This is a genomic window from Arthrobacter sp. LAR12-1-1.1, assembly GCF_040676555.1.
In the GTDB taxonomy this organism is placed as follows: Bacteria; Actinomycetota; Actinomycetes; order Actinomycetales; family Micrococcaceae; genus Arthrobacter.
Genome location: NZ_JBEGIG010000003.1, coordinates 91567 through 115411, shown reverse-complemented (window position 1 = coordinate 115411; position 23845 = coordinate 91567). Strand labels below are relative to the sequence as shown.

The window sequence follows — 23845 nt, the reverse complement described above, 5'->3', positions numbered from 1 at the left end:
GGAAGAAGGCCTCGAGTTCCTGCATGATCTTGCCGTTGCCGCGCACCGGTCCGTCGAGGCGCTGGAGGTTGCAGTTGATCACGAAGTTCAGGTTGTCGAGCTTGTCGTTCGCGGCGAGCTGGAGCAGCCCGCGGGACTCGGGCTCGTCCATTTCGCCGTCGCCCAGGAACGCCCAGACCTGCTGGTCCGAGGTGTCCTTGATGCCGCGGTTGTGCAGGTACCGGTTCGACTGCGCCTGGTAGATCGCGTTCATCGGCCCGATGCCCATCGAGACCGTGGGAAATTCCCAGAACTCCGGCATCAGGCGCGGGTGCGGGTAGGAGGACAGGGCGTGGCCTTCCTTGGACTTCTCCTGCCGGAAGCCGTCCAGGTCCTCCTCGGACAGCCGGCCTTCCATGAAGGCACGGGCGTACATGCCGGGGGAGGCGTGGCCCTGGAAGAAGACCTGGTCCCCGCCGCCGGGGTGGTCCTTGCCGCGGAAGAAGTGGTTGAACCCGACCTCGTACAGGGTCGCGGCCCCGGCGTAGGTGGAGATGTGCCCGCCGACGCCGATATCGGCGCGCTGGGCCCGGTGCACCATGACCGCGGCGTTCCAGCGCAGCCAGGCCCGGTACTTGCGTTCGATTTCCTCGTCCCCGGGGAACGCCGCTTCCTGGTCCACCGGGATGGTGTTGACGTAGTCCGTGGTGGTGACCATCGGAACACCCACGCTCTGCGCCCCGGCCCGCTGGAGCAGGCTGCGCATAATGTACTGGGCACGCTCGGTGCCCTGTTCCTGAATCAGGGTATCCAGGGACTCCAGCCATTCGGCGGTCTCTTCCGGATCACGATCAGGCAGCTGGTTTGTCAACCCGCTGAGGATATGGGAGGTATCTTCTCCTGCAGCCACGTCCAACCTCTCTTTGAGCGCATCTATCGGCACCCTCAGCTCCGGGCAGGGTGACTGCCTGGCGTGAACGCGACGTGTGCGACATATCGGTTACAACAGCCCGGTCGTATGCGCCGGGCAAGGTCCAATCACGGTACGCCTGCCTGTAATTAGCAGGGCGGTTGCCCGCGCAGGCGTAGTCGTCATCAGCCACTCTAGCCGTGCGCGCTGGCGGATGCGTAGCCGCCCCATGGACCCGCCGCCGTATTTCACGGGCATACTGGTTGTGTGACGAAGCACTGCCCGGCAGCCTTCGGATCGTCTCGTGTGACGCAGAATATGGCGGATCGCGGGGCCAACAGCTTGAAGCGAGAGCTCAAAGGGTGTTGGCTTGGAGTAATGGAAATCACTAGTGCCATTGAAAACATGAAGCAATTCACAAAGCATAGGAGCAACACGTGAGCGAGGCCGACGCCGCCACTTCGGTAAATGTGGCGGAGAAACTGGGTTTCAAAGACGGGGACCTGATTCAGGAATTCGGTTATGACGACGATGTCGACTTCGACTTGCGAGACGATATCGAAGATCTCACGGGCTCTGAGCTTCTCGACGAGGACGATCACGAGGTGGTCGATGCCGCCATTCTTTGGTGGCGGGCAGGTGACGGAGACCTTGTTGACACCCTGGTCGATTCGCTGACCACTCTCACCGAGGGCGGCGTTGTGTGGGTCCTGACTCCCAAGTCCGGCCGGGACGGCTACGTGTCGCCGGCGGACATCCAGGACGCCGCGCCCACCGCAGGGCTCCACTACACCACCTCCGCCGGCGTCTCGAAGGACTGGAGCGCCACCCGGCTGGTCACGCGGAAGAACAAGTGACCCAAGCGGTCCAGCAGGAAGCCTCCGGGCCGGCCGCCGCCGTCGCGCCCGTTCCCGCTGTCGGCGATTTTGCCCCGGATTTCGAGCTCGCCAATCAGTTCGGCGAGCCGGTAACCCTCTCGGACTTCCGCGGGCGCAATGTCGTCATTGTCTTTTATCCCTTCGCTTTCTCCGGCATCTGCACCGGGGAACTGTGCGAAATCCGGGACAATCTGGCCCTGTTCGAAGATGCCGATGCCGCCGTGCTGGCAGTCTCGGTTGACAGCAAGTTCGCCCAGCGGGCCTACGCCGAAAAGGAAGGCTACGGCTTCGACCTGCTCGCCGACTTTTGGCCGCACGGCGCCGTGGCCTCGGCGTATGGGGTGTTCGACCTTGAGAGCGGCATGGCGCTGCGCGGCACCTTCATCATCGACGCGGCGGGAATTGTCCGCTACGTCGTGGTGAATCCCCGCGGCCAGGCCCGGGACCTTGCCGAATACCGGACTGCCCTCGCGGGACTCGGCGGGAACTGATCCGGTGAGGCAGCGGCGGCCAGGAATCGGGATGACCGGGTTTGCCAGCCTCCCGCCGGTCACGGCCGCCGGGACCGCCGCTGAGCTCCGGCGCAGCGAACTCGGGATCCTGCAGGACATCCACGGCCTCCTGTCCGGGCTACCGTTCGCCGTGCTGACCGGCGCTGGCCTGAGTACGGATTCGGGCATCCCGGACTACCGCGGCCCGGGCGCCGCGCCGCGGACCCCCATGACCTACCAGGAGTTCATCGGCGCACCCGGAAACCGGCAACGCTACTGGGCCCGCAACCACATCGGCTGGTCGCACCTGCGCCGGGCGGATCCCAACGACGGCCACGCCGCGGTGGCCCGGCTGGAGCAGCGGGGACTGCTCACCGGACTCATTACCCAGAACGTGGACCGGCTCCACGAGGACGCCGGCAGCGTCAACGTGGTGGACCTGCACGGCCGGTTCGACCAGGTTGTGTGCCTGGACTGCCACCGGCGCTTCAGCCGCCGGATGCTGGCCAGTGTCCTTGAGGAACTCAACCCCGGGTTCCTGGAACGGGCCCAGGCCGCCGGGGTGGTGGAAATGGCTCCCGACGCCGATGCCGCAGTCGAGGACTCCGGACTCATCGAATCGTTCGTCGTCGCCCGCTGTCCCGCCTGCGGGGGAACCTTGAAACCGGACTTTGTGTACTTCGGCGAAAACGTGCCCAAGGACCGCGTTGAGCGCTCTTACGCCATGGTGGACGCGGCCCGGGCGCTCCTGGTGGCAGGTTCGTCGCTCACCGTGATGAGCGGCCTGCGATTTGTCCGCCACGCCGCGAAACAGGGAAAAGCCGTGGTCATCATCAACAGGGGACCGACCGGTGGGGACGGCCTCGCCACCATCAAGCTGGAGGCAGGCGTCAGCGGGGCCTTGACCTGGCTCGCCGCCGAGCTGCCGCCACTGTAGCGGAGGGCCGGGCGGATTGGCTTGGCGATTGGCGCTTGGCCGGTGACATCCGGTACAGTAGCTGTTCGTTGGTTGAAGCGCTGAGGCGCGGATTCCGCGGTTTGGGTCTTTAGCTCAGCTGGTAGAGCGCCACGTTTACACCGTGGATGTCATCGGTTCGATCCCGGTAGGACCCACCACAGAAAACCCCGTCATTTCGGACCAAATGGTCCGCAAAAACGGGGTTTTGTGCTTCCGGTAGACCGGCTCAGGCGCTTTTCGGCGCCGATTCGTTGGGGCCGCTGATGGGCGCTACGTTCCCTTCAAGCAGGGCATATGCGTTGGCGAGCCGTTGCACGGCCTGCGACTGGTTGGTTGAAACGCCAACCTTCACGATCGAATCCAGCACAATAGCTTTCGCCTTCTCCAGTTTCTGAGCGTTCGATTCAGCCATGTTGGATTCCCTTTGGTTCTTCCAAGGCGCCCTGTGCGCCCCGGCACGGGACCGAACTTATCACTTGCCCCGCTTAATTCGGGAAATCTCCGTCATTATTGACACCGCATGCCTGCGCTATGCGGTTCGCGGGCAGGCCGGCGATACAGTTGAACGGGACGTTGAGACAATTTTGCGGAGGATCATGTTTTACGGAGTCACTCGCTACAGCCTCTTCTCACCCGGATCGCAGTCGTGGAAAACGTCCAGCAGCGGTGTCTTCAAGACTCCCGAAGAGTACATGGGGTATCTCTTTTCGGAACGACGGCTTGAGTTGCGGGAGGAAATGTTCTTCACCCGTTCCGTGCCGGCGCTGGCCGCCATGGCTGAAGATTACGACTACAAACACTTCGTTCTGTATTCCAGCCTTCTGCCGCAGCGCCATCAGGAGGTGCTGCTCGCGGCCGCGGCCCACTACCCGTTCCTGGTCCCGGTGGAATGGAACGACGTCGTCCGGGGAACTGGCATCGAAGAAGTGAAGCCCCTGATTGAGCAGGACCTCGCCAGCAAGTTCGACGCCGACGCCGGCGTGCAGCCGGTCGCGTGGTTCCGCCTAGACGACGACGACGTGCTCGCCACCAACTACCTGACACGGCTTGCAAGCTACCGGGCCTTAAGCAATGTCGGCATGGCCGTGTCCTTCGGCCTCGGCCTGACAGCCTACAAGGCCGACAGCGAACTGGTGAACCTTCGGGAGTACTACCACCCGAAGTCGGCGCAGGGCATGGCCTTCGTCGCTGCATTCGACCCGATCCGGGGCCGGCTCGAAATCAACACACCCGGTCCGCATCACGGTGTGGACCGGGTGATGCCGACCATCCTTGATTCCCGGGAGCACATGTTCTTCCAAGTGCGTCACGGCGATCAGGACTCAACGCTCAGCACCACCCCTTATGAACGCGCCGTCGCATCCTTGGCGCGGCTGGACAAACTTCCGGCTCTGCGGGCGGAAGGGATCTCCGCAGATAGGTGGCCAACCCTCTACCAAGACATCATCCGCGGTGAGCCCGCGGCGCATGAGCTGTCCTTCCCCGGCGCGGAACTCCTACGCCTGTCCCAAGAGACCGCGCTGGTGTTTCCCCTGGACCCGGAGATTACCCAGGGGCTGCTTGAGTTCGAGTTTGAGTTCGAGTCAGCGCAGCAGCTCAACGGGGCTTTTGCCGTCATCTCGTACGAGCTCAGTGCTGCAGAAGGCGTGGACGTTGAGGAACTGGGACTCAAACTTGGGCTGCGATCAAGCCCCGATTACGGATTGTACCGGCTGGCCTGGTCGCGCGAATCCCGCGGGGTGGTGCGCCACAGCCTGCCCCTGCCAGAAGGCCTTACGATTGCGGGCATCGCGCTGCGGGGCAAGAAGATACAGCCGGCAGATGTCTTCATCCGTTGGTGCGAGCCGCGTGTAGTGTCCTTGCACGCCGCCGACTAAGTACTGAGAGTCCGACGCCGGCCCGCGCTCCGAAAATGTCCGGGACCTAAAATGTCAGGGCTTAACCCTAATGTGACGGGCATGGAGCACGTAATGGTGAAGACAGGCCCGGACGGGCGGCCCCTGGCGGTAGTCCGCGGGGGCAGGGAATGGTTGATCGGGGTCGAGCCGGTCCGCTGGTTCGAACGGGTCAGCTGGTGGGAGGCCGAGCGCCGGATGCCCAAGGGCCTGAGCCGCGTTGACGTCGAGGTCTGGCAGGTCCAGGCAAGGCTTGGCCGCAACCGGGGATCGGCCCTGACCACCATGGAACTGATCCGGGACGGCCTCGGCGGCGGCTGGCGGCTCCGGGAAGCGGTCGCGGACGCCGCGTAAGATGGCGGGGCGGGCAACGATCGGCCGGTCCCGCCGGCTTCTGATGGTGGTCCCGGACACCGGCTCAACCCGGGCATTGGAAAAGCCTTCCACCGCGACTATTGGGGGATGCCGCGGTGGAAGGCTTGTAATGAATATACCGTGAACGTTTGGAAATGTGAAACACCGACGGCGTTTCACCGCGGCAGAATTACGCCATTCGATGGCCTATTCGCAGGCCCCGGGACCCTGCCGCCTAGGATGTTTTCATGACCGCCACGAGTGCCCGCCGAATCGCCAGAGTCCGCCCCCTTTCCCGTGCTGCCGACGACGAACACTTCTTTGTCACCAACGACGCACCGGACTTTGCCAGTGCGGCCGGCCGGGTGTGGACGGTAGCCACCTCTCCGTTCCCTGGCTCTGTGGCCAATGCCGGCAGCCGGCCGCGCGGCGGCTGGGAAATCGGCGCGACGGTGGATGAGGCATCGTTTACGTTCCTCGCGCCCAGCGTCCCGGCCAACGTCCTGGGCATGGCGCACAATACCGGCCGCGCAGGCCGCGACCTTCCGCCGCAGGCCTTCCACAAGGCGGCGACCAGCGTGGTCGGTCCGGGCGATGCAATTGAACTCCGGCCGGGGGTGGGTCGCGTCGAGCCTGAGGCCGAACTGACAATCGTCATCGGGCGCAAAGCCCGCGGATTGACGCCCGGCAACGCCAAGAGCGCAGTCCTGGGATACACCATCGGAAACGACGTCTCCGCCAGGGACCTGCAGGAATCCGACGAGCTGTGGATCAGCGCCAAGAGCCAGGACACGTTCACGCCTGCAGGGCCGTGGGTCGTCACGAAGCTGACGGAGGACCACCTGGCAATCGGAATCAAGCACAACGGGGTGGAGCTCAAGCCGGCCAGTTCCGCCGATCTCGGCTGGCGGGTAGAGGAAATCCTCGCCTATCTGACCTCCTTCATGACTCTTCACCCGGGCGACCTGGTACTGACGGGATTCCCCGCCGGGTCCGCGCCAATCATTCCCGGCGACACGGTCACGTGCCATGTTGCAGGCATCGGCGAGCTGACCAATCCCGTGGTGTCCGCCGCCTGACGAGCCGGCGGTCCACGACGGGCGGTGCTGCCAGGCGAACGGCGGTAAACGAGACCAGCCAGGTCCGGTTCACGGCGCCAGACATTATGATGGTTAGTGTTCAGCTGACTGGACGGTATTTGTTTGAGTGGCGCGGCAACTTGCGCGCGATACCTGGAGGAGAATCATGGCCGATTCCCGAGTTTCCCGAATCTCCGACGGATTGGGGAGCGCGTCACCGGCACCGGCTGTCACGCGCGCCGCCGCCGTGTTGGAGGCCCTGGCCGCGTCCGCGACCGGACGCCTCACGCTCAGTGATCTGGCCAGGGAGCTGGGAATACCAAAGTCCTCAACCTCCAACCTCCTGCTCGCGCTCGAGGAGGCCAGGCTGATCAACCGCCAGGGCGCGGAGTTCACCCTCGGCCGCAAATTGGTTGAGCTGGGTGCGGCGTACCTCAGCCGCCTCGACGAGGTCCAGGAGTTCTACCGGTTCTGTGAACAGGCTCCGACGCTGTCGGGTGAAACTGTCCGGATCGCGATGCTGGACGGAACAAATGTCATTTATCTTGCCCGCTATGAAGGGCACCCCGCGGTACGCCTGACGTCCAACATTGGCGACAAGATGCCGGTCTCCCTCTGCGCCGTGGGCAAAGCCCTGATAGCGCGGCTGCATGACCATGACGTCGACGAGATGTTTCCGGACGACGCCGAACTGCCGGTCCTGACGCCGAAGTCGCTGCGCACCGGAGCCGAGCTCAAGGCGCAGCTCGATGTCATCCGGGAGCAGGGGTATGCGTTCGAGGACGAGGAATCCACCACGGGCGTCGTGTGCCTGGCCGTGGCTGTCCCGACGCGCGGCGCGCACGGTCCCAGCCTTGGCCTCTCAGTCACCGCGCTGAAGGCGACCTACTCGCAGGAGCAGGGCGCCATGATGGTCAAGGAACTCCAGGACCTTGCCCGGTCCCTGGGCAATCCCATGGGCTAGCCCCGTTCCGTCGGCTCGTCCCGGGTTGCCAAGAATAAGTCTGATTATTCATTGGCTAGTCGATCACCATGCTGTACGCTGTTCAGTATGGTGATCGACTCTTCGGGGGTTGCTCACATCCCACCAGACCAACGGGGGTCTGGAGTGTTCTTGAGGGAGTGCTTGTGACAACTAGTACTAATACACCGCTCGCTGAAGCGGACGGCGCCGTCGTCGATCCGGAACAGCTGCGACGGGCTACGCTTGCCAGCTCCGTGGGCTCCGCGCTGGAGTACTACGACTTCTACATCTACGGCCTGGCTTCGGCCCTGATCTTCGGCCCGCTGTTCTTCAAGCCGCTCGGCGAAGACGGGGCGCTGATCGCATCCTTCGCCACATACGGCGTAGGCTTCGCGGCCCGGCCCTTCGGCGGAATGGTCTTCGGCTACATCGGGGACCGGTTCGGCCGCAAAATGGTCCTCATCCTCACCATCACCCTGATGGGGTCCGCCAGCTTTGCCATCGGCCTGTTGCCGACCTATGAACAGGCGGGCATGCTTGGCGCCGTTCTGCTGGTGACGCTGCGCATCCTGCAGGGATTGGGCGCCGGCGCGGAACAGGCCGGCGCCACCACGCTGATCTCAGAAGTCGCACCGCGTCGCCGTCGTGGCTTCTTCGCCGCGCTTCCGTTCGTCGGCATCCAGCTGGGCACCTTGCTTGGCGCCGGCACGTTTGCCCTGATTGCCATGGCTGACAAGGCCACGCTGGAGGGCTGGCTGTGGCGGGTGCCTTTCCTGGCCAGTGTGTTCCTGATTTTAGTGGCTCTCTTCATTCGGCTCCGGCTGAAGGAAACGCCCGTCTTCCAGGAGCTGGAGAAGCACAAGAATGTCGCCAAGAACCCCATCGGCCAGCTGTGGAAGCACTCCAAGAAGAACACGCTGATAGGTATTGGCCTGCGGATGGGCGAAAACGGGAACTCCTCGATCTACTCCGCCCTGCTGATTGCCTTCCTGGCCGCCAAGGACGGAGTCTTCCCCGGCGACAAGTTCATCGGACCGGTCGGCCTGCTCATTGCCGCCGGCTTCGCCGCCGTTATGGTGATCACGTTCGGTGCGCTGTCCGACAGGTTCGGCCGCGTGCCCGTCTACCGCTACGGTGCGCTGTTCCAGGCCGTCATCGCCCTGCCTGCCTTCTACCTGGTGACGCTGGGCAATGTCACGCTTGTCTGGATAGTCATGGTGGTTGGCATCGCCCTCGGCGTTCAGTCCATGCTGGGCCCGCAGTGCCCGCTCCTGCCCGAACTCTTCGGGTCGCGCTACCGCTTCACCGGGGTGGCCATGAGCCGTGAACTCTCCGCAGTCATGGCCGGCGGACTCGTTCCGCTGGTGGGTGCCGCGCTCCTGGCTGTGACGGATCACTCCTGGCTGGTTCTCGCCATCTACTCGCTGGTCCTTGCCCTGATCTCGTTTGTCACCACCTTCTTCACGCCCGAGACGGTGGGACGCGACCTGCTCCTCACGGAAGATGCGCGCTAGGCGCACCCGCCCCTATCAACCCGCCGTGCGCGGGACCGCAGGCTGTGGCTCCTTCCACTCAGGAAGGGGCCACGGCCTTTTATGCGACACGGGAAACGCCTGGCGACGCGCAAAATACCCAGCGCTTCCGAATACCCGCGTCGCCGGGCACTATGCGCGTCGCTGGCCGGAACCCGCCTCGCCAGGCGGGAATGCGAGTCGCCAGGCAGGACGCGCATGCCCTGCATCAACGCAAAGGGCGGCCCCTCCGTTTCCGGAGGGACCGCCTGGCGTGCGCTGCGGCGGGGGCCGCAGGATGGGGAAAGAGCCGACTCAGTAGAAGTGCACCGTGTCCACGACGTGGGGGAGTTCGCCGCCGTCGAGGTAGGTCCGCAGGTTGCTGCAGAAGCGTTCGGCGATCAGCCGGTTTTCGGCTGCGCTGAGGGCCGAGGTGTGCGGGGACACCATCACCCTGGGGTGGGTCCACAGCGGGCTGTCCTGCGGGAGCGGCTCCACGGCAAACACGTCCAGGCAGGCGTAGGAGACCTGGCCGTTCCCGAGCGCCTCCCGGAGCGCCTCTTCATCCACCACGGTGCCGCGGCCCACGTTCACGAAGACCGTTCCGGGCTTCATGGCAGCGAAGACGTCGCGGCCGAAGAGCTTCTCGGTGGTGGGCGTGCCGGGAAGGGTGTTGACGACGGCGTCCGCGGTGCCGAGCAGGCCGGCGAGGCCGTCGTTGTCCGTGACCACCTCGATCCCGTCGATGGACTCCACGGTCCGCTTGGTGCCGCTGACGCTCATGCCCAGGGCGCGGGCGATCCGTGCGGTCTCGAGCCCGATCTCGCCCAGTCCGGTGACCACCAGGCGGGAGCCGTTGACCAGGCGGGTGGGGGTGCGGAGCTCGGGCCAGAGCTTGGCGGCCTGGTCCTGTGCCAGTTCCGCGCTGCGCTTGAAGCCGTTGAGGATGCCGAGGGCGGCAAACTCGGCGAGCGGCAGGGCGTGCACGCCGGCCGAGGTGGTGACCTTGAACTTTTGCAGCGTTGCGGCGTCCAGCCCCGATGCCTTCACAGCACCGCCGGCGCCGGCCGCCATGGCGTGGATCCACTCAAGGCGGGGATTGCTGCCGGCGATCCGGGCAAGGCCCGCGGGGCTCTCGTTGGGGAGCCCGTACAGGACCTGAGCCTTGTTGAGCATGTCCCAGTAGCGCTCTTCCTGCTCCGGCGTCCGGCGGAAGTCCGGATCTCCCGAATGGTCTGCGGGAAAGCGTTCCGGCGGCAAAAGCTCGGGGTCGTAGAGGACGGTCACGGAAGGATCTACGGCGCGGATGCGTTCCACATGCTCTGCTTCGAGCGGGACGGCGATCGCGACGGTGGTTTTGGTCGTCATAGTGTTCATCATACTGAATGGAGGCTAGAATGCTGAACAGATTTCCAATATTGACTACGGCAGAGATTCACCACGACAGATTTACCACGACGGAGTGAGGCAACATGGACATGGACCGCAAAGAAGCCGGGTTTGTCGGCCTGGGACTGATGGGGGCGCCCATGGCCGCCAACCTCCTCGCGGCAGGGTGGGCCGTCAGTGCCTGGAACCGTTCGCCGGCGGCCCTGGACGCCTTCGAGGCCCTCGGCGGATCCCGCGTGGCAGCAGTCGAGGCGCTCCGCGACCAGCCGGTGATTGTCTTCATGCTCCCGGATCTGTCCGACATTGAGGCTGCCAGCGCCGCGCTCCTGGCCGGCTGGGCCGCGAAGCCGCCCGCCCCCGGAACCGCCGTGGTGGTGATGAGCAGCGTCTCGCCGTCTGGGGTGCAGGACTTCGGGAAACGGGTCGCTGAGGCGAGCGGAGGCAACGCCGTCGTCGTCGATGCGCCTGTCAGCGGCGGCACGAGAGGTGCGGTGGACGGAACACTCGCCATCATGGCCGGCGCCAGCGAAGCCGACTTCCGGCGGCTCCTGCCGCTCTTCAGCGCGATGGGCAGCACCGTGCGCCGGCTGGGTCCAGTGGGCTCGGGGTCGCTCGCCAAGGCCTGCAACCAGCTGATCGTAGGAACCACGACGGCGGCGCTCGCCGAGGCCGCGGAGCTCGCCGAACGCTCCGGCATGGACGTATCCGCGCTCTACGAGGTGCTCGCGGGCGGACTGGCCGGCAGCCGGGTCCTGGACATCGTGGGGCCGCGGCTCGCCGCGAAGGACTACGAGCCCACCGGACCGGCCAAGTTCATGCACAAGGACCTGTCCTTCGTGCTCGACAGCGCCGCCACGGCCGGTGCCGCAGTACCGATGGCGGCCGCCGGCGTCGAGCTCTACGCGGAGCTCAAGCGCCAGGGGCTCGGGGACCGGGACCTCGCCGTCGTGCGGCAAACCATCTCCAATCTCAGTGACGACACACGTGAAAACCCAGCAGCAAAGACCAATTGAGGATCAGCGAACCATGAATGGACTTTTTGACCTGACAGGCCGGACCGCACTGGTCACCGGTTCCAGCCGGGGGATCGGCAACGCCCTGGCCCGGGCCCTGGCCGACGCCGGCGCCACCGTGGTGCTCAACGGCATCAACCCCGAGCGGCTCAAGGCCGCCGAGGCCGCGATGGCCGCGGACTACCCGCCGGGCCGTGTGCACAGCTGCGCCTTCGACGTCACCAGCGACTCCGAGGCCGCCCGGGGCGTCGCCTGGGTCGAGGAAAACGTGGGGCCGCTGGAGATCCTGGTGAACAACGCCGGCATCCAGCACCGCGTGCCGATGCTGGAGCTCGACGTCGCGGACTGGGAGCGGGTGATCTCCACGGACCTGACCAGTGCCTTCCTGGTGGGGCGGGAAGCGGCCCGGCACATGATTCCCCGCGGCCGGGGCAAGATCATCAACATCTGCTCGGTCCAGACCGACCTGGCACGCCCGACCATCGCCCCCTACATTGCGGCCAAGGGCGGCCTGCGGAACCTGACCCGCGCCATGACCGCGGAATGGGCGGCCTCGGGCCTGCAGATCAACGGCATCGCGCCGGGCTACATCCACACCGAGATGACGCAGAACCTCGTCGATGACGAGGCGTTCAACTCCTGGATCCTGGGCCGGACCCCCGCGCACCGGTGGGGGACCGTGCAGGACCTGGCCGGCCCCGCGGTGTGGCTGGCCTCCGACGGCTCAAATTTCGTCAATGGCCAGACGATCTTCATCGACGGCGGAATGACGGTGGTGGTCTGATGCGCGGCGTGGCAGGACTTCCGGCCACGGCCGCCGCAGTGGTGGCCCACGCGGCCGGCGATCTGCGGATCGAGGACATTCCCGTGCCCGCGCCTGCGTCCGATGAAGCCGTCATCGAAGTGGCCTTCGGCGGCATCTGCGGATCCGACCTGCACTACTGGCTGCACGGCGCCGCGGGGGAGTCCATCCTCAAGGCACCTCTGGTCCTGGGCCACGAGATCGTGGGAACCGTCATCCGCGCCGCCTCGGACGGGACCGGGCCCGCGGCGGGCACGGCCGTGGCGGTGCATCCCGCCACACCGGGCCCGGGCGGCGCCCGGTACCCCGGGGACCGCCCCAATCTTTCGCCGGGCTGCACCTACCTGGGCAGCGCAGCACGCTTTCCGCACACGGACGGCGCGTTCAGCCGGTATGTGAACCTGCCGGCACGGATGCTCCGGCCCTTGCCGGCCGGCCTCGAGCTGAGGACTGCCGCACTGGCTGAGCCGGCCAGCGTAGCCTGGCACGCCGTGTCGCGCGCCGGGGATGTGGCGGGAAAGACGGCGCTGGTGATCGGCAGCGGCCCCATCGGCGCCCTGGCGGTGGCCGTCCTCAAGCGCGCCGGTGCTCGGCGGATCGTGGCCGTGGACATGCATGAGCGGCCGCTGGAAATTGCCCGTGCCGTGGGAGCGGACGCCGTCCTCAAGGGGGACGCCGCCGCGGCGATCGCGGCGGTGGAGGCGGACATCGTCATCGAGTCCTCAGGCAGCCACCAGGGGCTGGCCTCGGCGATCAAGGGCGCGGTCCGCGGCGGCAGGGTGGTCATGGTGGGGCTCCTGCCCTCCGGCCCGCAGCCCGTGCTGATCTCCCTGGCCATCACGCGCGAGCTGGAGCTGGTGGGCTCGTTCCGCTTCAACGACGAAATCGATGAGGTTCTCGGTGCGCTGGCCGACGGATCCCTGCTGGTGGATCCCGTGGTCACCCACGCCTTTACGCTGGACCGCGGACTGGAAGCGTTCGACGTCGCCAGGAACGCGGCTGTTTCCGGGAAGGTCCTGCTGGACTTCCGGCCGGCCCCGGCGTGAGGCGCCCGGCCGGCGTGAGGCGCGGCGCCGTCGTCGAGGCCCGGTCCGCCAGTGGCGCGCTAGTGCCGCTCGACCGGGACAAACACCCGCGGCTGGTTCTTCCAGCTCGGCTCCATCTCCGAGATGGTCTCCCGCATGATCCGGTTCGAGGCCTCGCGCGCGGCGGCGGCATCCCCGGCGGCGATGGCTTCGGCGACCTCTACGTGCCACTGCAGCGCCGTCTCCCGCGGGTGGTCCGGCATCAGGCCGTGGATGGTGCGGCCGGTCAGGGTTTCGGTCACCTGGCCCACCATGTTGGCGAACATCTCGTTGCCGGAGCCGGTCAGCAACAGCGAATGGAACAGGATGTCCAGTTCGAGGAACCGGGGAACGTCCCCGGCCTGGCCGGCGTCGCGCATGGCGTGCGAGATCTCCACGAGCTCCTGGCGGAGCTCCTCGGGGGCGTTGGCCGCTGCCAGCTCGGCGGCCACCGGCTCGACGGCGGTGCGGAGCTCGGCCAGGGAACGCAGCTGGGCGCCACGGCCCTCGCCGGCCAGGCGCCAGCGGATCACGAGCGGATCGAACGGGTTCCAGCGGCTGGAGGGCAGCACCCGGATGCCGACGCGCTTGATGGTCTCAACCAGGCCCAGGGACTGGAGAACGCGGACCGCCTCCCGGACCACCGAACGGGAGACCTTGAGTTCGTCCTCAAGGTGCTCGGCAAGCATGACGTGCCCGGGCGGCAGCTCGCCGGCCACGATCCGGGTTCCGAGGTGCTCAATGGCACGATGATGGAGACTGGTTGACATAGTCGTAAGCATAATGCGGCGGGCCTGGTCCAGGCCGACCGGCGGGGCGGGCGCCGGTGATCATAGACTGTTTATGACGCACAGTATTCCGCTACGTGGGCGCTGCTTTCCCGCAGCCCGCGGAAATACATATGGTTTATGGACAGCCACAAATTCTCAAGAGCGGGTTCCGCCCTCTGCGGCGCACCTGCCCGAGTCCTAGATGAACGTCTTAGATGAACCGCCGTGCATCCATGGTCTACAGAAATCATGGTGCACAGAAATGAATTGGAGTTTTGATGTCAGCACACATCGGTGTTACCGGCCTCGCGGTGATGGGGGCCAACCTCGCACGCAACCTGGCCCGGAACGGCTTCACCGTTGCCCTGCACAACCGGTCGGTGGAAAAGACAGACACCCTGCTCGCCAAGTACGGCGATGAGGGCGACTTCGTCCGCACGGAAACCCTCCAGGAACTCGTTGATTCGCTGGAAAAGCCGCGCCGCGTGCTGATCATGGTCAAGGCCGGCAAGCCGGTCGATTCCGTGATCGAGCAGCTTGAGCCGCTCCTGGAGGCGGGCGACATCATCATCGACGCCGGCAACTCGCACTACGAGGACACCCGCCGCCGCGAGGCCGCGCTCGCCAAGAAGGACCTGCACTTCGTCGGCATCGGCGTCTCCGGTGGCGAGGAGGGTGCCCTCAACGGCCCCTCGATCATGCCGGGCGGTTCCAAGGAGTCCTACGACGCGCTTGGCCCGCTGCTGGAAAAGATCGCCGCCCACGTCGACGGCCAGCCCTGCTGCGCCTGGATCGGCACCGACGGCGCCGGCCACTTCGTCAAGATGGTCCACAACGGCATCGAATACGCCGACATGCAGGTCATCGGCGAGGCCTTCGACCTCCTGCGCTCCGGCGCCGGGATCGAACCGGCCGAGCAGGCCAAGATCTTCGAAGAGTGGAACAAGGGCGACCTCGCCTCCTTCCTGATCGAAATCTCCGCCGAGGTCCTCGGCCACGTCGATGCGAAGACCGGCAAGCCGTTCGTCGACGTCGTGGTGGATGCTGCCGGCCAGAAGGGCACCGGCCGCTGGACGGTCATCTCCGCGCTCGAGCTCGGCTCCCCGACCTCGGGCATCGCAGAGTCGGTCTTTGCCCGGGCCCTGTCCTCGCAGGCGGAGCAGCGCGTGCTGGCCCAGGAACTGCTCGCCGGCGGCGAGGCCGCCGTCGAGGTCCCCGAGAGCTTTGTCGAAGACGTCCGCCAGGCGCTCTACGCCTCGAAGCTGGTTTCCTACGCCCAGGGGCTGGACATGCTCACCTCCGCGGCCAAGGAATACGGCTGGGACCTGAAGCTGGATGAAATCGCCTCGCTGTGGCGCGGCGGCTGCATCATCCGCGCCGAGCTGCTCAAGGAGATCACCAAGGCCTACGCCGCGGCGGAGAAGCCGGCCAACCTGCTCTTCGCCCCGGCGTTCACCAAGGCGATCGCCGAGGTCCTCCCGGCCTGGCGCCGGGTAGTGTCCACCGCCGTGCAGCTCGGCATCCCGGTGCCGGTGTTCTCCTCCTCGCTGGCCTACTACGACGGCCTGCGCCGCAAGCGCCTGCCGGCCGCCGTCATCCAGGGCCAGCGCGACCTCTTCGGTGCGCACACCTACGGCCGCGTCGATGCCGAGGGCACGTTCCACACCCTTTGGGGCGAGGACAAGTCCGAGATCGAGGCAGTCGACACCCACTAGCCGCACCACGGACGGCCGGCACCTTCCAGATACTCTGGGAGGCGCCGGCCGTCCGTGTATCCGGCCGCTCCTACCCAAGGAGTTCAGCGCCCAAGGAGTTCTGCACATGCCCCAGCCCGTAGCGCTTGTCACCGGTGCGTCCACCGGGATCGGCTTTGCCACCGCGAAGAAGCTCGCCGCGGCCGGCTTCACCGTCTATGCCGGTGCCCGCCGGGTGGAGAAGATGGAGCCGTTGAAAGCCTCCGGCGTCAAGGTGATGGCCCTGGACGTGACGGATGAGGACTCGATGGGCGCCGCCGTCGGGGAAGTGCTGGCCGCGCACGGCCGGATCGACGTCCTGGTCAACAACGCCGGCTACGGGACGTACGGTTCGCTCGAGGAGGTGGAGCTGGCCGAGGGGCGACGGCAGTTCGACGTGAACGTCTTCGGGCTGGCGCGCATGACGCAGCTCGTGATCCCCGCCATGCGGGCCGCGCGGGCGGGCCGGATCATCAACATCTCATCGATCGGCGGCAAAATGTACGAGCCGCTGGGCGCCTGGTACCACGCGACGAAGTTTGCGGTGGAAGGCCTGAGTGATTCGCTGCGGCTCGAGCTTAAGCCGCACGGGATTGATGTGGCCATCATCGAGCCCGCCGGGACGCAGTCCGAGTGGGGCGCCATTGCGGCGCAGGGGCTGCTGGCCAGCTCCGGGAGTGGCCCGTACGGGGCCCAGGCCAAGGTGGTGGCGGCTGCCCTGGCCACCACGGACAACGCTGCAACGTCGGCGCGGCCGGAGCTCGCGGCCGAGGCGATCCTGCACGCGGCGACGGCACGGCGCCCCAAGACCCGGTACCCGGTGGGTGCCAGCGCCCGGGGGATCCTGATGCTGCGCCACCTGCTGCCGGACCGTGTGTTCGACGCCGTCCTGTGGAACATCTACAAGCGGTTCCCCGGGTAGGACCGCCCAGATCCGGTATTGGGTCTAGATGTGGTAATCGATCAGGTATTCGGCCGGGTCGACGGCGGGCTTGGTCTCGCGCTGCGCATCGCGGTGACGCCACGTAGCCGGCACGCCGGTGACGATTGATTCCGCCGGGGCATCCTTGACCACCACGGCGTTGGCGCCGACGGCGCTGTCCCGGCCGATAGTAATGGGGCCCAGGATCTTGGCCCCGGCGCCGATCACCACGCGGTCCTCGATGGTGGGGTGGCGTTTGATCTTGGCCAGCGAGCGGCCGCCGAGGGTCACGCCGTGGTAGATCATGACGTCCTCGCCGATCTCGGCGGTCTCGCCGATGACCACGCCCATGCCGTGGTCGATGAAGAAGCGCCGGCCGATGGTCGCGCCGGGGTGGATCTCGATGCCCGTGAGGAACCGGGCGAGCTGGGAGATGAGCCGCGCCGGGAACCGCAGGGCCGGGTTTTGCCACAGCCGGTGCGTCAGGCGGTGGAACCAGATCGCGTGCAGGCCGGAATAGGCGAAGAAGTTCTCAAAAGAACCTCGAGCCGCCGGGTCGTGGGACCGGGCGGCGTCGAGGTCTTCCTTCAGTCTTGCGAAGAAGCTCACAAAGACCTTTCTGGGGAATTGTGGGACAGCGGCAGGTACTTAGCCGCGGATGTCGTCGTACAGCACGGTGGAGATGTAGCGCTCACCAAAGTCGCAAACCACAGCAACAATGAGTTTACCGGCGTTCTCCGGGCGCTTGGCTAGCTCCAGGGCCGCCCAGACGATGGCGCCGGAGGAGATGCCGCCCAGGATGCCTTCCTTGATGCCGAGATCGCGGGCGACGCGGACGGAATCTTCCAGCGTGGCGTCGATGACCTCGTCGTAGACGTTGGTGTCCAGGATTTCCGGGACGAAGTTCGCGCCGAGGCCCTGGATCTTGTGCGGGCCCGGGGCGCCGCCGTTGAGGATGGCGGAGTCCTTCGGCTCAACGGCGACGATCTGGACGTCCGGCTTGCGTTCCTTCAGGACCTGCCCGACGCCGGTGACGGTGCCGCCGGTGCCGACGCCGGCGACGAAGATGTCCACCTTGCCGTCGGTGTCCGTCCAGATTTCCTCGGCCGTGGTGCGGCGGTGGACCTCCGGGTTGGCCTCGTTGGCGAACTGCTGGGCCCAGATGGAGTTCTCCGTGTTGGCCACGATCTCCTGGGCCTTCTCCACGGCTCCGCGCATGCCCTCGGAGCCGGGGGTCAGGACAATTTCGGCACCGTACGCGCGCAGCATGACCCGGCGCTCGGTGGACATGGTTTCCGGCATGGTCAGGATGACCCTGTAGCCGCGGGCCGCGCCCACCATGGCCAGGGCGATTCCGGTGTTGCCGGACGTGCCTTCGACAATGGTGCCGCCGGGCCTGAGGGCACCGGACTTCTCGGCAGCATCAATGATGGCGACGCCGATCCGGTCCTTGACGCTGTTGGCCGGGTTGTAGAACTCCAGCTTGACGGCCACGGTGGCGTCAAGACCTTCGGTCAGCCGGTTCAGCCGGACCAGCGGAGTTCCGCCCACCAGCTGGGTTACATCGTCATAGATCGGTGCCATGTATGTATGCCTGTCTTTGAAGAGGGTTGACTGAGGTCAGCCTAACGAGCGCCTGCAGGCCCTAGCTAAGCATTAAGCCATGCAGAGTAATATTTCCTCGCCTTGGCCAGCTTCGGGTTGATGATGACCTGGCAGTAGCCCTCCTCGGGGTACTTGGCGAAGAAGTCCTGGTGGATTTCCTCGGCCACATGGAACTTCGGCAGCCGGCTGACCTCGGTGACGATCGGGTGCCGCCACAGGGCCTGGTTCCGTTCGATCGCCTCCTCGAACAGGATCTTTTCCTCGGTGGTCTCGTAGAACATCGAGGACCGGTACTGGGTCCCGACGTCGTAGCCCTGCCGGTTCAGTGTGGTGGGGTCGTGGAGGACGAAGAACATGTCCAGGATGACCTCCGCGGGAATGACGTCCTCGTCGAACGTCACCGCCACCACCTCGGCATGGCCTGTGGTCCCGGAGCACACAGAGTAGTAGTCGGGGTTGTGTTCATGGCCTCCGGTGTAGCCCGAGACGACCGAGCTGACGCCCTTGGTTTTCTGGTAGACGGCGTCGAGGCACCAAAAGCAGCCTCCGCCGAGGACAAAAGTTCTCATGATCTCTTCAATGGTTCGAGGGCCCCGATGATTCCCCACCCACCTTACGAGAGTGTTACGAGTGACAGTGCCGCCCGCGGATAGGGTAAAAATGGGGGTATGGAACCTGTGAACACCGATGTTTCAGCGGAATCCGACCGCGCTGCTGCCGCCGTCGACGGCGATGCCGGCACAGGGGAGGCCTCGGGCGCCGCGACGCTGGGCATGATCCAGCTGGCGGTGGAGGAGCTCTGGCCTGAATCGCTGGCCGAGGACTGGGACGAGGTGGGCCTCGTGGCGGGCCACCCGAACGCCGAGGTGCACAGGGTCATGTTCGCGGTCGATCCGACGACCGATGTGATCGAGGAAGCCATCGACTTCGGTGCCGAGCTGCTGATCACGCACCATCCGCTGCTGCTCAAAGGCGTGACGTCCGTCGCGGCGAACACGGCCAAGGGCAAAGCCGTGCACCGCCTCATCGAGTCCAGGACCGCGCTGATGACCGTGCACACCAACGGTGACTCCGCCGTCGGGGGCGTCTCCGACGTCCTTGCTGACGCGCTGGGCCTGCAGAACGTGGCCCCGCTGACTCCCGCGGCGAACGGTCTCCCCGAGGAAGGCATCGGCCGCGTCGGCGACCTCGAAGAGGTCCTGACGCTGGGTGATTTCGCCGCCCGCGTGTTCGGCATCCTGCCCTCTGTGGCCGGCGGCGTCCGGGTATCGGGTGACCGGGACGGGCTGATCCGGCGGGTGGCTGTCTGCGGTGGCGCCGGGGATTCCCTCTTCGGCGAGGTGCGGGCGAGCAACGCGGACGTCTACGTGACGGCGGACCTGAGGCACCACCCGGCCTCGGAAGCCCGGGAGGCGGCGGTCAACGACCGGCCGTACCTGATCGACGTCTCCCACTTCGCCAGCGAATGGCTCTGGCTGCCTGCGGCCGCCGAAGCGCTGGGCAATGTGCTCGCCGACCAGGGCCACGACGTCGAGATCCGGGTCAGTACCACCAACAGCGACCCGTGGGACTTCATTCTGACTCCGGGCGGGGACTAGAGTCTAGGGAGCGCCGATACGGTGCCCGGCTTCGGCCGGTTTGGATTTAGCGGAGGTAAATAGTGGCCAAGGCAGCACCGGCGGAACAGTTGAAGTTGCTCGAATTGCAGGGACTCGATGCCAAGCTCAAGTCCTTGTCCAACCGCCGACGAAGCCTTGAAAGTGACTCCCGGATCACCGACCTGGAAGCCGCGCTCAGCGTGGCCAACGGTGAACTTGGCGCCGCGAAGGTGGCCGTCCACGACGCCGAGCTCGAGCTCAAGCGCTCAGAGGCCGACGTCGAGCAGGTTGCCTCCCGGATCGAACGCGACGAGGCGCGGCTCAACAGCGGCACCGGCCTGTCCAAGGATCTCGTTGCCCTGCAGCGCGACCTCGTCTCCCTGAACAAGCGCCGCTCGGACCTCGAGGACGTCGAGCTCGAAGTCCTCGAACGGCTCGACTCGCTCCGCGCCCGCCAGGGGGCACAGCAGCAGATCGTGGACGACATCCAGGGCTCCTTCGGCTCCATCCGTGCCGAGCTGGACGGGCAGCTGGCCGAGATTGCTGCCGAAGCCACTGTGGTGCGCGGGCGGCGTGCCGAGTTCGCCGCCGGACTCGACGCCGGGATGCTTGCCGTCTACGAGAAGACCCTGGCCAAGCGCGGCGTCGGCGCTGCCCGGCTCTTCCACGGCACCTCGGAAGGCTCCGGCATGCACCTCAGCCCCGGCGACCTGGCCGAGATCAAGGCCGCGGCTGAGGACGACATCGTGTTCTGCCCGGACTCCGGCTGCATCCTGGTCCGCTCGGCCGAGTGGGCCTAGCCGGTTCCTAGCCCGGCAGGATGATGTTGAGGGTGTGCGGCTTCCGGGCCGTGCCCTCAACGAGTTCGGCAACCCACTTCTCCGCCGCCGCCTTCTGCAGCTGCGCCGGGGTTTGGGGAGCCTTGCCCCTGCGGCTGAGCAAATGCCGTGCCAGCTCGCCCCGGGTGTGCTTGGCAAAGTGGCTGACCACCTTGCGCACGCCGGCGGTCTCGGTGAAGACGTTCACGGCCACTGTCTGCTCCGGCGGGGGAGTCCAGGCCGCGGCGTAGGTGCTGGACCGGCAGTCCACTAACAGCTCACCCGCAGTGACCGCCGCCAGGGCGTCGCCCAGTTGCGGCTTCCAGAACGAGGCCAGCCGTCCGACGTCGGGCAGCGAGATCCCCATCGAGAGGCGGTAGGCCGGTACGCGGTCGGCGAAGCGGATGGCGCCCCACAGGGCGGACACCACCAGCACCGAAGCGTCGGCCTTCTTCCGCTGCGCCGGGGTCAGGGAGTCGTAGCCGAGGGCGTCGAAGAGCACCCCGGAATACACCTGGTGGGCCGGGGCGGCAGGTTCCGCGTGCAGGCGGGTGTTGCGTTCGACGTCGGAACTCAGCGAGGCGCCGACGCCCAGCAGCGCCAGGGCGTCCTCGTGGGCGCTGACGGTGCCGAGGGCGTCCAGGACCCTGGCCCGGGAGCTGTTGAGGGCGGGAAAGCTCAAGGCGCTCCAGTCGGCGGCGTCCCCGCCCACAGCGGGAGTCTTGCCCTCGGAGGGCGGCAGCAGAATTAGCACCGTACGATCTTACCGGCGGCGGGGGCCGCGGGTGCCGCAGTCCGGGGCCGGCGGCGGAGGGTTCAGGCGAGGTGGTAGCCCAGAAATGACAGCACCTCGGGCAGGACGGACCGCCAGTAGCTGTAGTCGTGGCCGCCCGGCCGGAAACTCCCCTCGACATCGCCCGGCAGTCCTGCGCGGTAGGCACGGACCGTGGCGGCAAGCTCGTCCCCGGTGCCGCAATCAATCCGCATGGGCACGGCCGCGAGTCGGGGCCGGAGCGCGAACACATCATGGGCCGCGAAGTCGGCCGGGCCGTCGAAAGCGGATTCCTGTCGTGGGTCGTAGTGGTCCCAGACCGCCGGGCTCATGGCCGCGACGGCGCGGACTCCGGGCAGCCGGCCCTGCGAGGCCAGCAGGAGGGCGCCGAAGCCTCCCATAGAGATGCCGAAGAGGCCGATCCTGCCAAGGTCGTAGCCCTGGCCGCCCAGGAACGGAACAAACTCCTTCACCAGCAACGACTGGGTGTCGCTGCCGTCGGCGCGGGGGTGCCACCACGTGTTTCCGCCGTCCACCGCAGCGATCGCGAACGGCGCCCCACCGGCGTCCAGGTGCCCCTGGAGGGCCTCATGGGCCGCCATATCCTCCAGCAGGACGGTGTGGCTGCCGCCCAGTCCGTGAAGAAACACCGCCACGGGCAATTCGGGCGGCACGCCGCCGGGCGGCAATTCGGGTGCAGCCAGCGACCAATGGCTGGCGATCCCGGGGCGGAAAGCCGAGACGAATGAACCTGTTCTGGTCCGGACTGTCAACGGGGCGGCGGGAGCCGGCAGAGCTGTCGCCGTCGGGCTTGCCGGCGCGGGCGGGGAGCTCTCGGGAGGCGCTATGCCGTCAGTGCAGGCTGTGAGGGCGGACGCGCCAAGGCCGATTCCTGCCAGCTCAAGCAGCCGGCGCCGGGTCAGGGCAGACTTGTCCATCCCTCGATAATAGGCGCGCCGGTAATAGGCGCGCCGGTCCGGGCGTTACGCGGCCTTGATCGGTGACGCCGGTGATTCCGCCGGCGTCGCTGCGGGTGCAGCCGCCGACATCGCTGTCCGGGCCACATGGTCCTCGCGGGCCAGGAAGGCGGCCAGTTCGGCGATGGTGCTCATCAGGGGCGCCGGGAAGACGACGGTTGAGTTCTTGTCCACCCCGATCTCCACGAGGGACTGGAGATTCCGCAGCTGCAGGGCGACCGGGTGGGCCATCATGGTGTCAGATGCCGCGCCGAGCGCCACGGCGGCGATCGCCTCTCCTTCGGCCGCGATGATCTTGGCCCGCTTCTCCCGCTCGGCCTCCGCCTGCCGGGCCATCGCCCGCTTCATGCTCTCCGGAAGCTGGATGTCCTTGAGTTCAACGAGGGTTACTTCGACACCCCACTCCAGGGTCAGGGCGTCCAGGATTTTCCGGATGTCACTGTTGATGTGCTCGGTCTCGGACAGCGTCTGGTCCAAGCTGTGCCGGCCCACGACCTTGCGCAGGGTGGTCTGGGCGATCTGGTTGATAGCCGCCGCCACGTCTTCGATCGCCACAACGGACTTCACGGCGTCGATCACCCGGTAATAGGCCACTGCCGAGATGTCGACGCTGACGTTGTCCTGGGTGATGATGCCCTGCGACTGGATCGGCATCGTCACAATCCGCAGGCTCACCAGCTGAAGCCGGTCCACCACCGGGATGATGAACCGCAACCCGGGCATCCGGACCGCGACCACCCGGCCCAGCCGGAACAGGACGCCTAGTTCGTACTGGCGCACAATCTTGATCGACATCTTGGCGATAACAACCACCAGGACGATGGCGAGCAGCCAGATGATGATGGCGGTCCAGTTCATCGGGATCTTTTCCTTGACTAGCAGGAATCCTGCTCCAATTCTCCCACCGGCCGCCCCAAAAGACCCGGTGCGGCTGCGTCGTGGGGAGAACGTAGAATGGACAGCGGATGGGTTGACCAGGCGGCCGCGCGTCACGCAAGTGGCTCGAGGAACGTCCGGGCTCCGCAGAGCAGGGTGGTGGGTAACGCCCACTCGGGGTAACCCGCAGGCCAGTGCCACAGAGAACAGACCGCCTGCGTGCGGCGTGTGCTTGCACAGGCCGCACGGCAGGTAAGGGTGAAACGGTGGTGTAAGAGACCACCAGCTTCCCGGGTGACCGGGAAGGCTAGGTAAACCCCACCCGGAGCAAGGCCAGACAGGACACGTTTGAGGGCTGCTCGCCCGAGTGTTCGGGTAGGCCGCTGGAGGGCGTCGGCAACGGCGTCCGTAGATGGATGGCCGCTACTCCCTCGCCGGCAACAGCGCGGGAACACAGAACCCGGCGTATCGGTCAACCCATCCACCA

Annotated in this window: 24 protein-coding genes, 1 tRNA gene, 1 other RNA gene and 1 pseudogene; 17 read left to right on the top strand and 10 right to left on the bottom strand. The window is 66.4% G+C overall.

Features of this window, described 5'->3' with window-relative positions; translation table 11 throughout:
- Window positions 1–889 (bottom strand): annotated as a pseudogene (locus MRBLAR12_RS05165) (pyruvate dehydrogenase (acetyl-transferring), homodimeric type); the annotation flags it as partial.
- 437 nt (window positions 890–1326) lie between these two features.
- Here MRBLAR12_RS05165 and MRBLAR12_RS05160 point away from each other — a divergent pair.
- The 4 genes from MRBLAR12_RS05160 to MRBLAR12_RS05145 all read left to right on the top strand — a co-directional run bounded on the left by MRBLAR12_RS05160 (window position 1327) and on the right by MRBLAR12_RS05145 (window position 3374).
- Window positions 1327–1746 (top strand): DUF3052 domain-containing protein, encoded by a 420-nt coding sequence (locus MRBLAR12_RS05160; RefSeq protein ID WP_018773429.1) that lies wholly within the window; start codon window positions 1327–1329, stop codon window positions 1744–1746.
- On the top strand, window positions 1743–2258 hold the full coding sequence (locus MRBLAR12_RS05155) for a peroxiredoxin (protein WP_364744031.1): 516 nt from the start codon (window positions 1743–1745) through the stop codon (window positions 2256–2258). The genes MRBLAR12_RS05160 and MRBLAR12_RS05155 overlap by 4 nt, the downstream gene beginning before the upstream one ends.
- Before the next feature lie 31 nt (window positions 2259–2289).
- Complete coding sequence (locus tag MRBLAR12_RS05150; protein WP_414645464.1) at window positions 2290–3195, top strand: NAD-dependent protein deacetylase; 906 nt, start codon at window positions 2290–2292, stop codon at window positions 3193–3195.
- Between the two features lie 103 nt (window positions 3196–3298).
- Window positions 3299–3374 (top strand) — tRNA-Val (locus tag MRBLAR12_RS05145).
- A gap of 68 nt (window positions 3375–3442) precedes the next feature.
- On the opposite strand, the gene MRBLAR12_RS05140 is transcribed toward MRBLAR12_RS05145, so the two are convergent.
- Window positions 3443–3628, bottom strand: coding sequence for a hypothetical protein (locus MRBLAR12_RS05140; RefSeq protein WP_229994465.1), 186 nt, complete (start codon window positions 3626–3628; stop codon window positions 3443–3445).
- On the opposite strand from MRBLAR12_RS05140, the gene MRBLAR12_RS05135 reads away from it, so the two are divergent.
- The 5 genes from MRBLAR12_RS05135 (at window position 3627) to MRBLAR12_RS05115 (ending at window position 9022) form a co-directional block, all read left to right on the top strand.
- Window positions 3627–5093: a glycosyltransferase gene (locus tag MRBLAR12_RS05135; protein ID WP_229994466.1), complete on the top strand. Its 1467-nt coding sequence runs from the start codon at window positions 3627–3629 to the stop codon at window positions 5091–5093. The two genes, MRBLAR12_RS05140 and MRBLAR12_RS05135, sit on opposite strands and share 2 nt — an antisense overlap.
- Before the next feature lie 93 nt (window positions 5094–5186).
- On the top strand, window positions 5187–5465 hold the full coding sequence (locus MRBLAR12_RS05130; protein ID WP_364744024.1) for a hypothetical protein: 279 nt from the start codon (window positions 5187–5189) through the stop codon (window positions 5463–5465).
- Window positions 5466–5713: 248 nt separating this feature from the next.
- Window positions 5714–6544, top strand: a complete 831-nt coding sequence (locus MRBLAR12_RS05125) for a fumarylacetoacetate hydrolase family protein (protein ID WP_364744021.1) — start codon at window positions 5714–5716, stop codon at window positions 6542–6544.
- 166 nt (window positions 6545–6710) lie between these two features.
- Window positions 6711–7508, top strand: coding sequence for an IclR family transcriptional regulator (locus MRBLAR12_RS05120; RefSeq protein ID WP_364744018.1), 798 nt, complete (start codon window positions 6711–6713; stop codon window positions 7506–7508).
- 164 nt (window positions 7509–7672) lie between these two features.
- Window positions 7673–9022 (top strand): MFS transporter, encoded by a 1350-nt coding sequence (locus MRBLAR12_RS05115; RefSeq protein WP_229994470.1) that lies wholly within the window; start codon window positions 7673–7675, stop codon window positions 9020–9022.
- Between the two features lie 312 nt (window positions 9023–9334).
- On the opposite strand, the gene MRBLAR12_RS05110 is transcribed toward MRBLAR12_RS05115, so the two are convergent.
- The gene (locus MRBLAR12_RS05110; RefSeq protein ID WP_364744015.1) at window positions 9335–10399 is read right to left on the bottom strand and encodes a D-2-hydroxyacid dehydrogenase; all 1065 of its coding nucleotides are present in this window, start codon (window positions 10397–10399) and stop codon (window positions 9335–9337) included.
- A 98-nt stretch (window positions 10400–10497) separates the two neighbouring features.
- Between MRBLAR12_RS05110 and MRBLAR12_RS05105 the strand changes: the two genes are divergently transcribed.
- Genes MRBLAR12_RS05105 through MRBLAR12_RS05095 form a run of 3 tightly spaced genes read left to right on the top strand, consistent with a single transcriptional unit; the run spans window position 10498 to window position 13269 of the window.
- Entirely contained in the window at window positions 10498–11421 is a 924-nt protein-coding gene (locus tag MRBLAR12_RS05105) for an NAD(P)-dependent oxidoreductase (RefSeq protein WP_229994497.1), read from the top strand.
- A 13-nt stretch (window positions 11422–11434) separates the two neighbouring features.
- Window positions 11435–12205: an SDR family oxidoreductase gene (locus tag MRBLAR12_RS05100; RefSeq protein ID WP_229994472.1), complete on the top strand. Its 771-nt coding sequence runs from the start codon at window positions 11435–11437 to the stop codon at window positions 12203–12205.
- Complete coding sequence (locus MRBLAR12_RS05095) at window positions 12205–13269, top strand: L-idonate 5-dehydrogenase (protein WP_229994473.1); 1065 nt, start codon at window positions 12205–12207, stop codon at window positions 13267–13269. Before MRBLAR12_RS05100 ends, MRBLAR12_RS05095 begins: the two co-directional genes overlap by 1 nt.
- Before the next feature lie 59 nt (window positions 13270–13328).
- Here the strand turns inward: MRBLAR12_RS05095 and MRBLAR12_RS05090 are convergent, their stop codons facing one another.
- Window positions 13329–14057: a FadR/GntR family transcriptional regulator gene (locus MRBLAR12_RS05090; RefSeq protein WP_229994474.1), complete on the bottom strand. Its 729-nt coding sequence runs from the start codon at window positions 14055–14057 to the stop codon at window positions 13329–13331.
- A gap of 278 nt (window positions 14058–14335) precedes the next feature.
- On the opposite strand from MRBLAR12_RS05090, the gene gndA reads away from it, so the two are divergent.
- Window positions 14336–15772: an NADP-dependent phosphogluconate dehydrogenase gene (gndA, locus tag MRBLAR12_RS05085; RefSeq protein ID WP_018773415.1), complete on the top strand. Its 1437-nt coding sequence runs from the start codon at window positions 14336–14338 to the stop codon at window positions 15770–15772.
- A 106-nt stretch (window positions 15773–15878) separates the two neighbouring features.
- On the top strand, window positions 15879–16712 hold the full coding sequence (locus MRBLAR12_RS05080; protein ID WP_364744009.1) for an oxidoreductase: 834 nt from the start codon (window positions 15879–15881) through the stop codon (window positions 16710–16712).
- Between the two features lie 24 nt (window positions 16713–16736).
- Here the strand turns inward: MRBLAR12_RS05080 and epsC are convergent, their stop codons facing one another.
- From epsC to msrA, 3 genes are all read right to left on the bottom strand, one after another.
- The gene (gene epsC, locus MRBLAR12_RS05075; RefSeq protein WP_229994476.1) at window positions 16737–17321 is read right to left on the bottom strand and encodes a serine O-acetyltransferase EpsC; all 585 of its coding nucleotides are present in this window, start codon (window positions 17319–17321) and stop codon (window positions 16737–16739) included.
- A gap of 39 nt (window positions 17322–17360) precedes the next feature.
- On the bottom strand, window positions 17361–18296 hold the full coding sequence (gene cysK / locus MRBLAR12_RS05070) for a cysteine synthase A (RefSeq protein ID WP_229994477.1): 936 nt from the start codon (window positions 18294–18296) through the stop codon (window positions 17361–17363).
- Between the two features lie 65 nt (window positions 18297–18361).
- Entirely contained in the window at window positions 18362–18886 is a 525-nt protein-coding gene (gene msrA / locus MRBLAR12_RS05065; RefSeq protein WP_229994478.1) for a peptide-methionine (S)-S-oxide reductase MsrA, read from the bottom strand.
- A 99-nt stretch (window positions 18887–18985) separates the two neighbouring features.
- On the opposite strand from msrA, the gene MRBLAR12_RS05060 reads away from it, so the two are divergent.
- Window positions 18986–19915: a Nif3-like dinuclear metal center hexameric protein gene (locus MRBLAR12_RS05060; protein WP_229994479.1), complete on the top strand. Its 930-nt coding sequence runs from the start codon at window positions 18986–18988 to the stop codon at window positions 19913–19915.
- Between the two features lie 62 nt (window positions 19916–19977).
- On the top strand, window positions 19978–20715 hold the full coding sequence (locus MRBLAR12_RS05055) for a zinc ribbon domain-containing protein (RefSeq protein ID WP_229994480.1): 738 nt from the start codon (window positions 19978–19980) through the stop codon (window positions 20713–20715).
- Window positions 20716–20722: 7 nt separating this feature from the next.
- Here MRBLAR12_RS05055 and MRBLAR12_RS05050 read toward each other — a convergent pair whose 3' ends face one another.
- The 3 genes from MRBLAR12_RS05050 to MRBLAR12_RS05040 all read right to left on the bottom strand — a co-directional run bounded on the left by MRBLAR12_RS05050 (window position 20723) and on the right by MRBLAR12_RS05040 (window position 23340).
- The gene (locus MRBLAR12_RS05050; RefSeq protein ID WP_229994481.1) at window positions 20723–21487 is read right to left on the bottom strand and encodes a YaaA family protein; all 765 of its coding nucleotides are present in this window, start codon (window positions 21485–21487) and stop codon (window positions 20723–20725) included.
- Window positions 21488–21549: 62 nt separating this feature from the next.
- A complete protein-coding gene (locus tag MRBLAR12_RS05045; protein WP_229994482.1) occupies window positions 21550–22443 on the bottom strand; it encodes an alpha/beta hydrolase in 894 nt (297 codons plus the stop codon).
- A gap of 45 nt (window positions 22444–22488) precedes the next feature.
- On the bottom strand, window positions 22489–23340 hold the full coding sequence (locus MRBLAR12_RS05040; protein ID WP_229994483.1) for an SPFH domain-containing protein: 852 nt from the start codon (window positions 23338–23340) through the stop codon (window positions 22489–22491).
- A 108-nt stretch (window positions 23341–23448) separates the two neighbouring features.
- On the opposite strand from MRBLAR12_RS05040, the gene rnpB reads away from it, so the two are divergent.
- Window positions 23449–23842: RNase P RNA component class A (rnpB, locus tag MRBLAR12_RS05035), an RNA gene on the top strand.
- The last annotated feature ends 3 nt before the right edge of the window (window positions 23843–23845 follow it).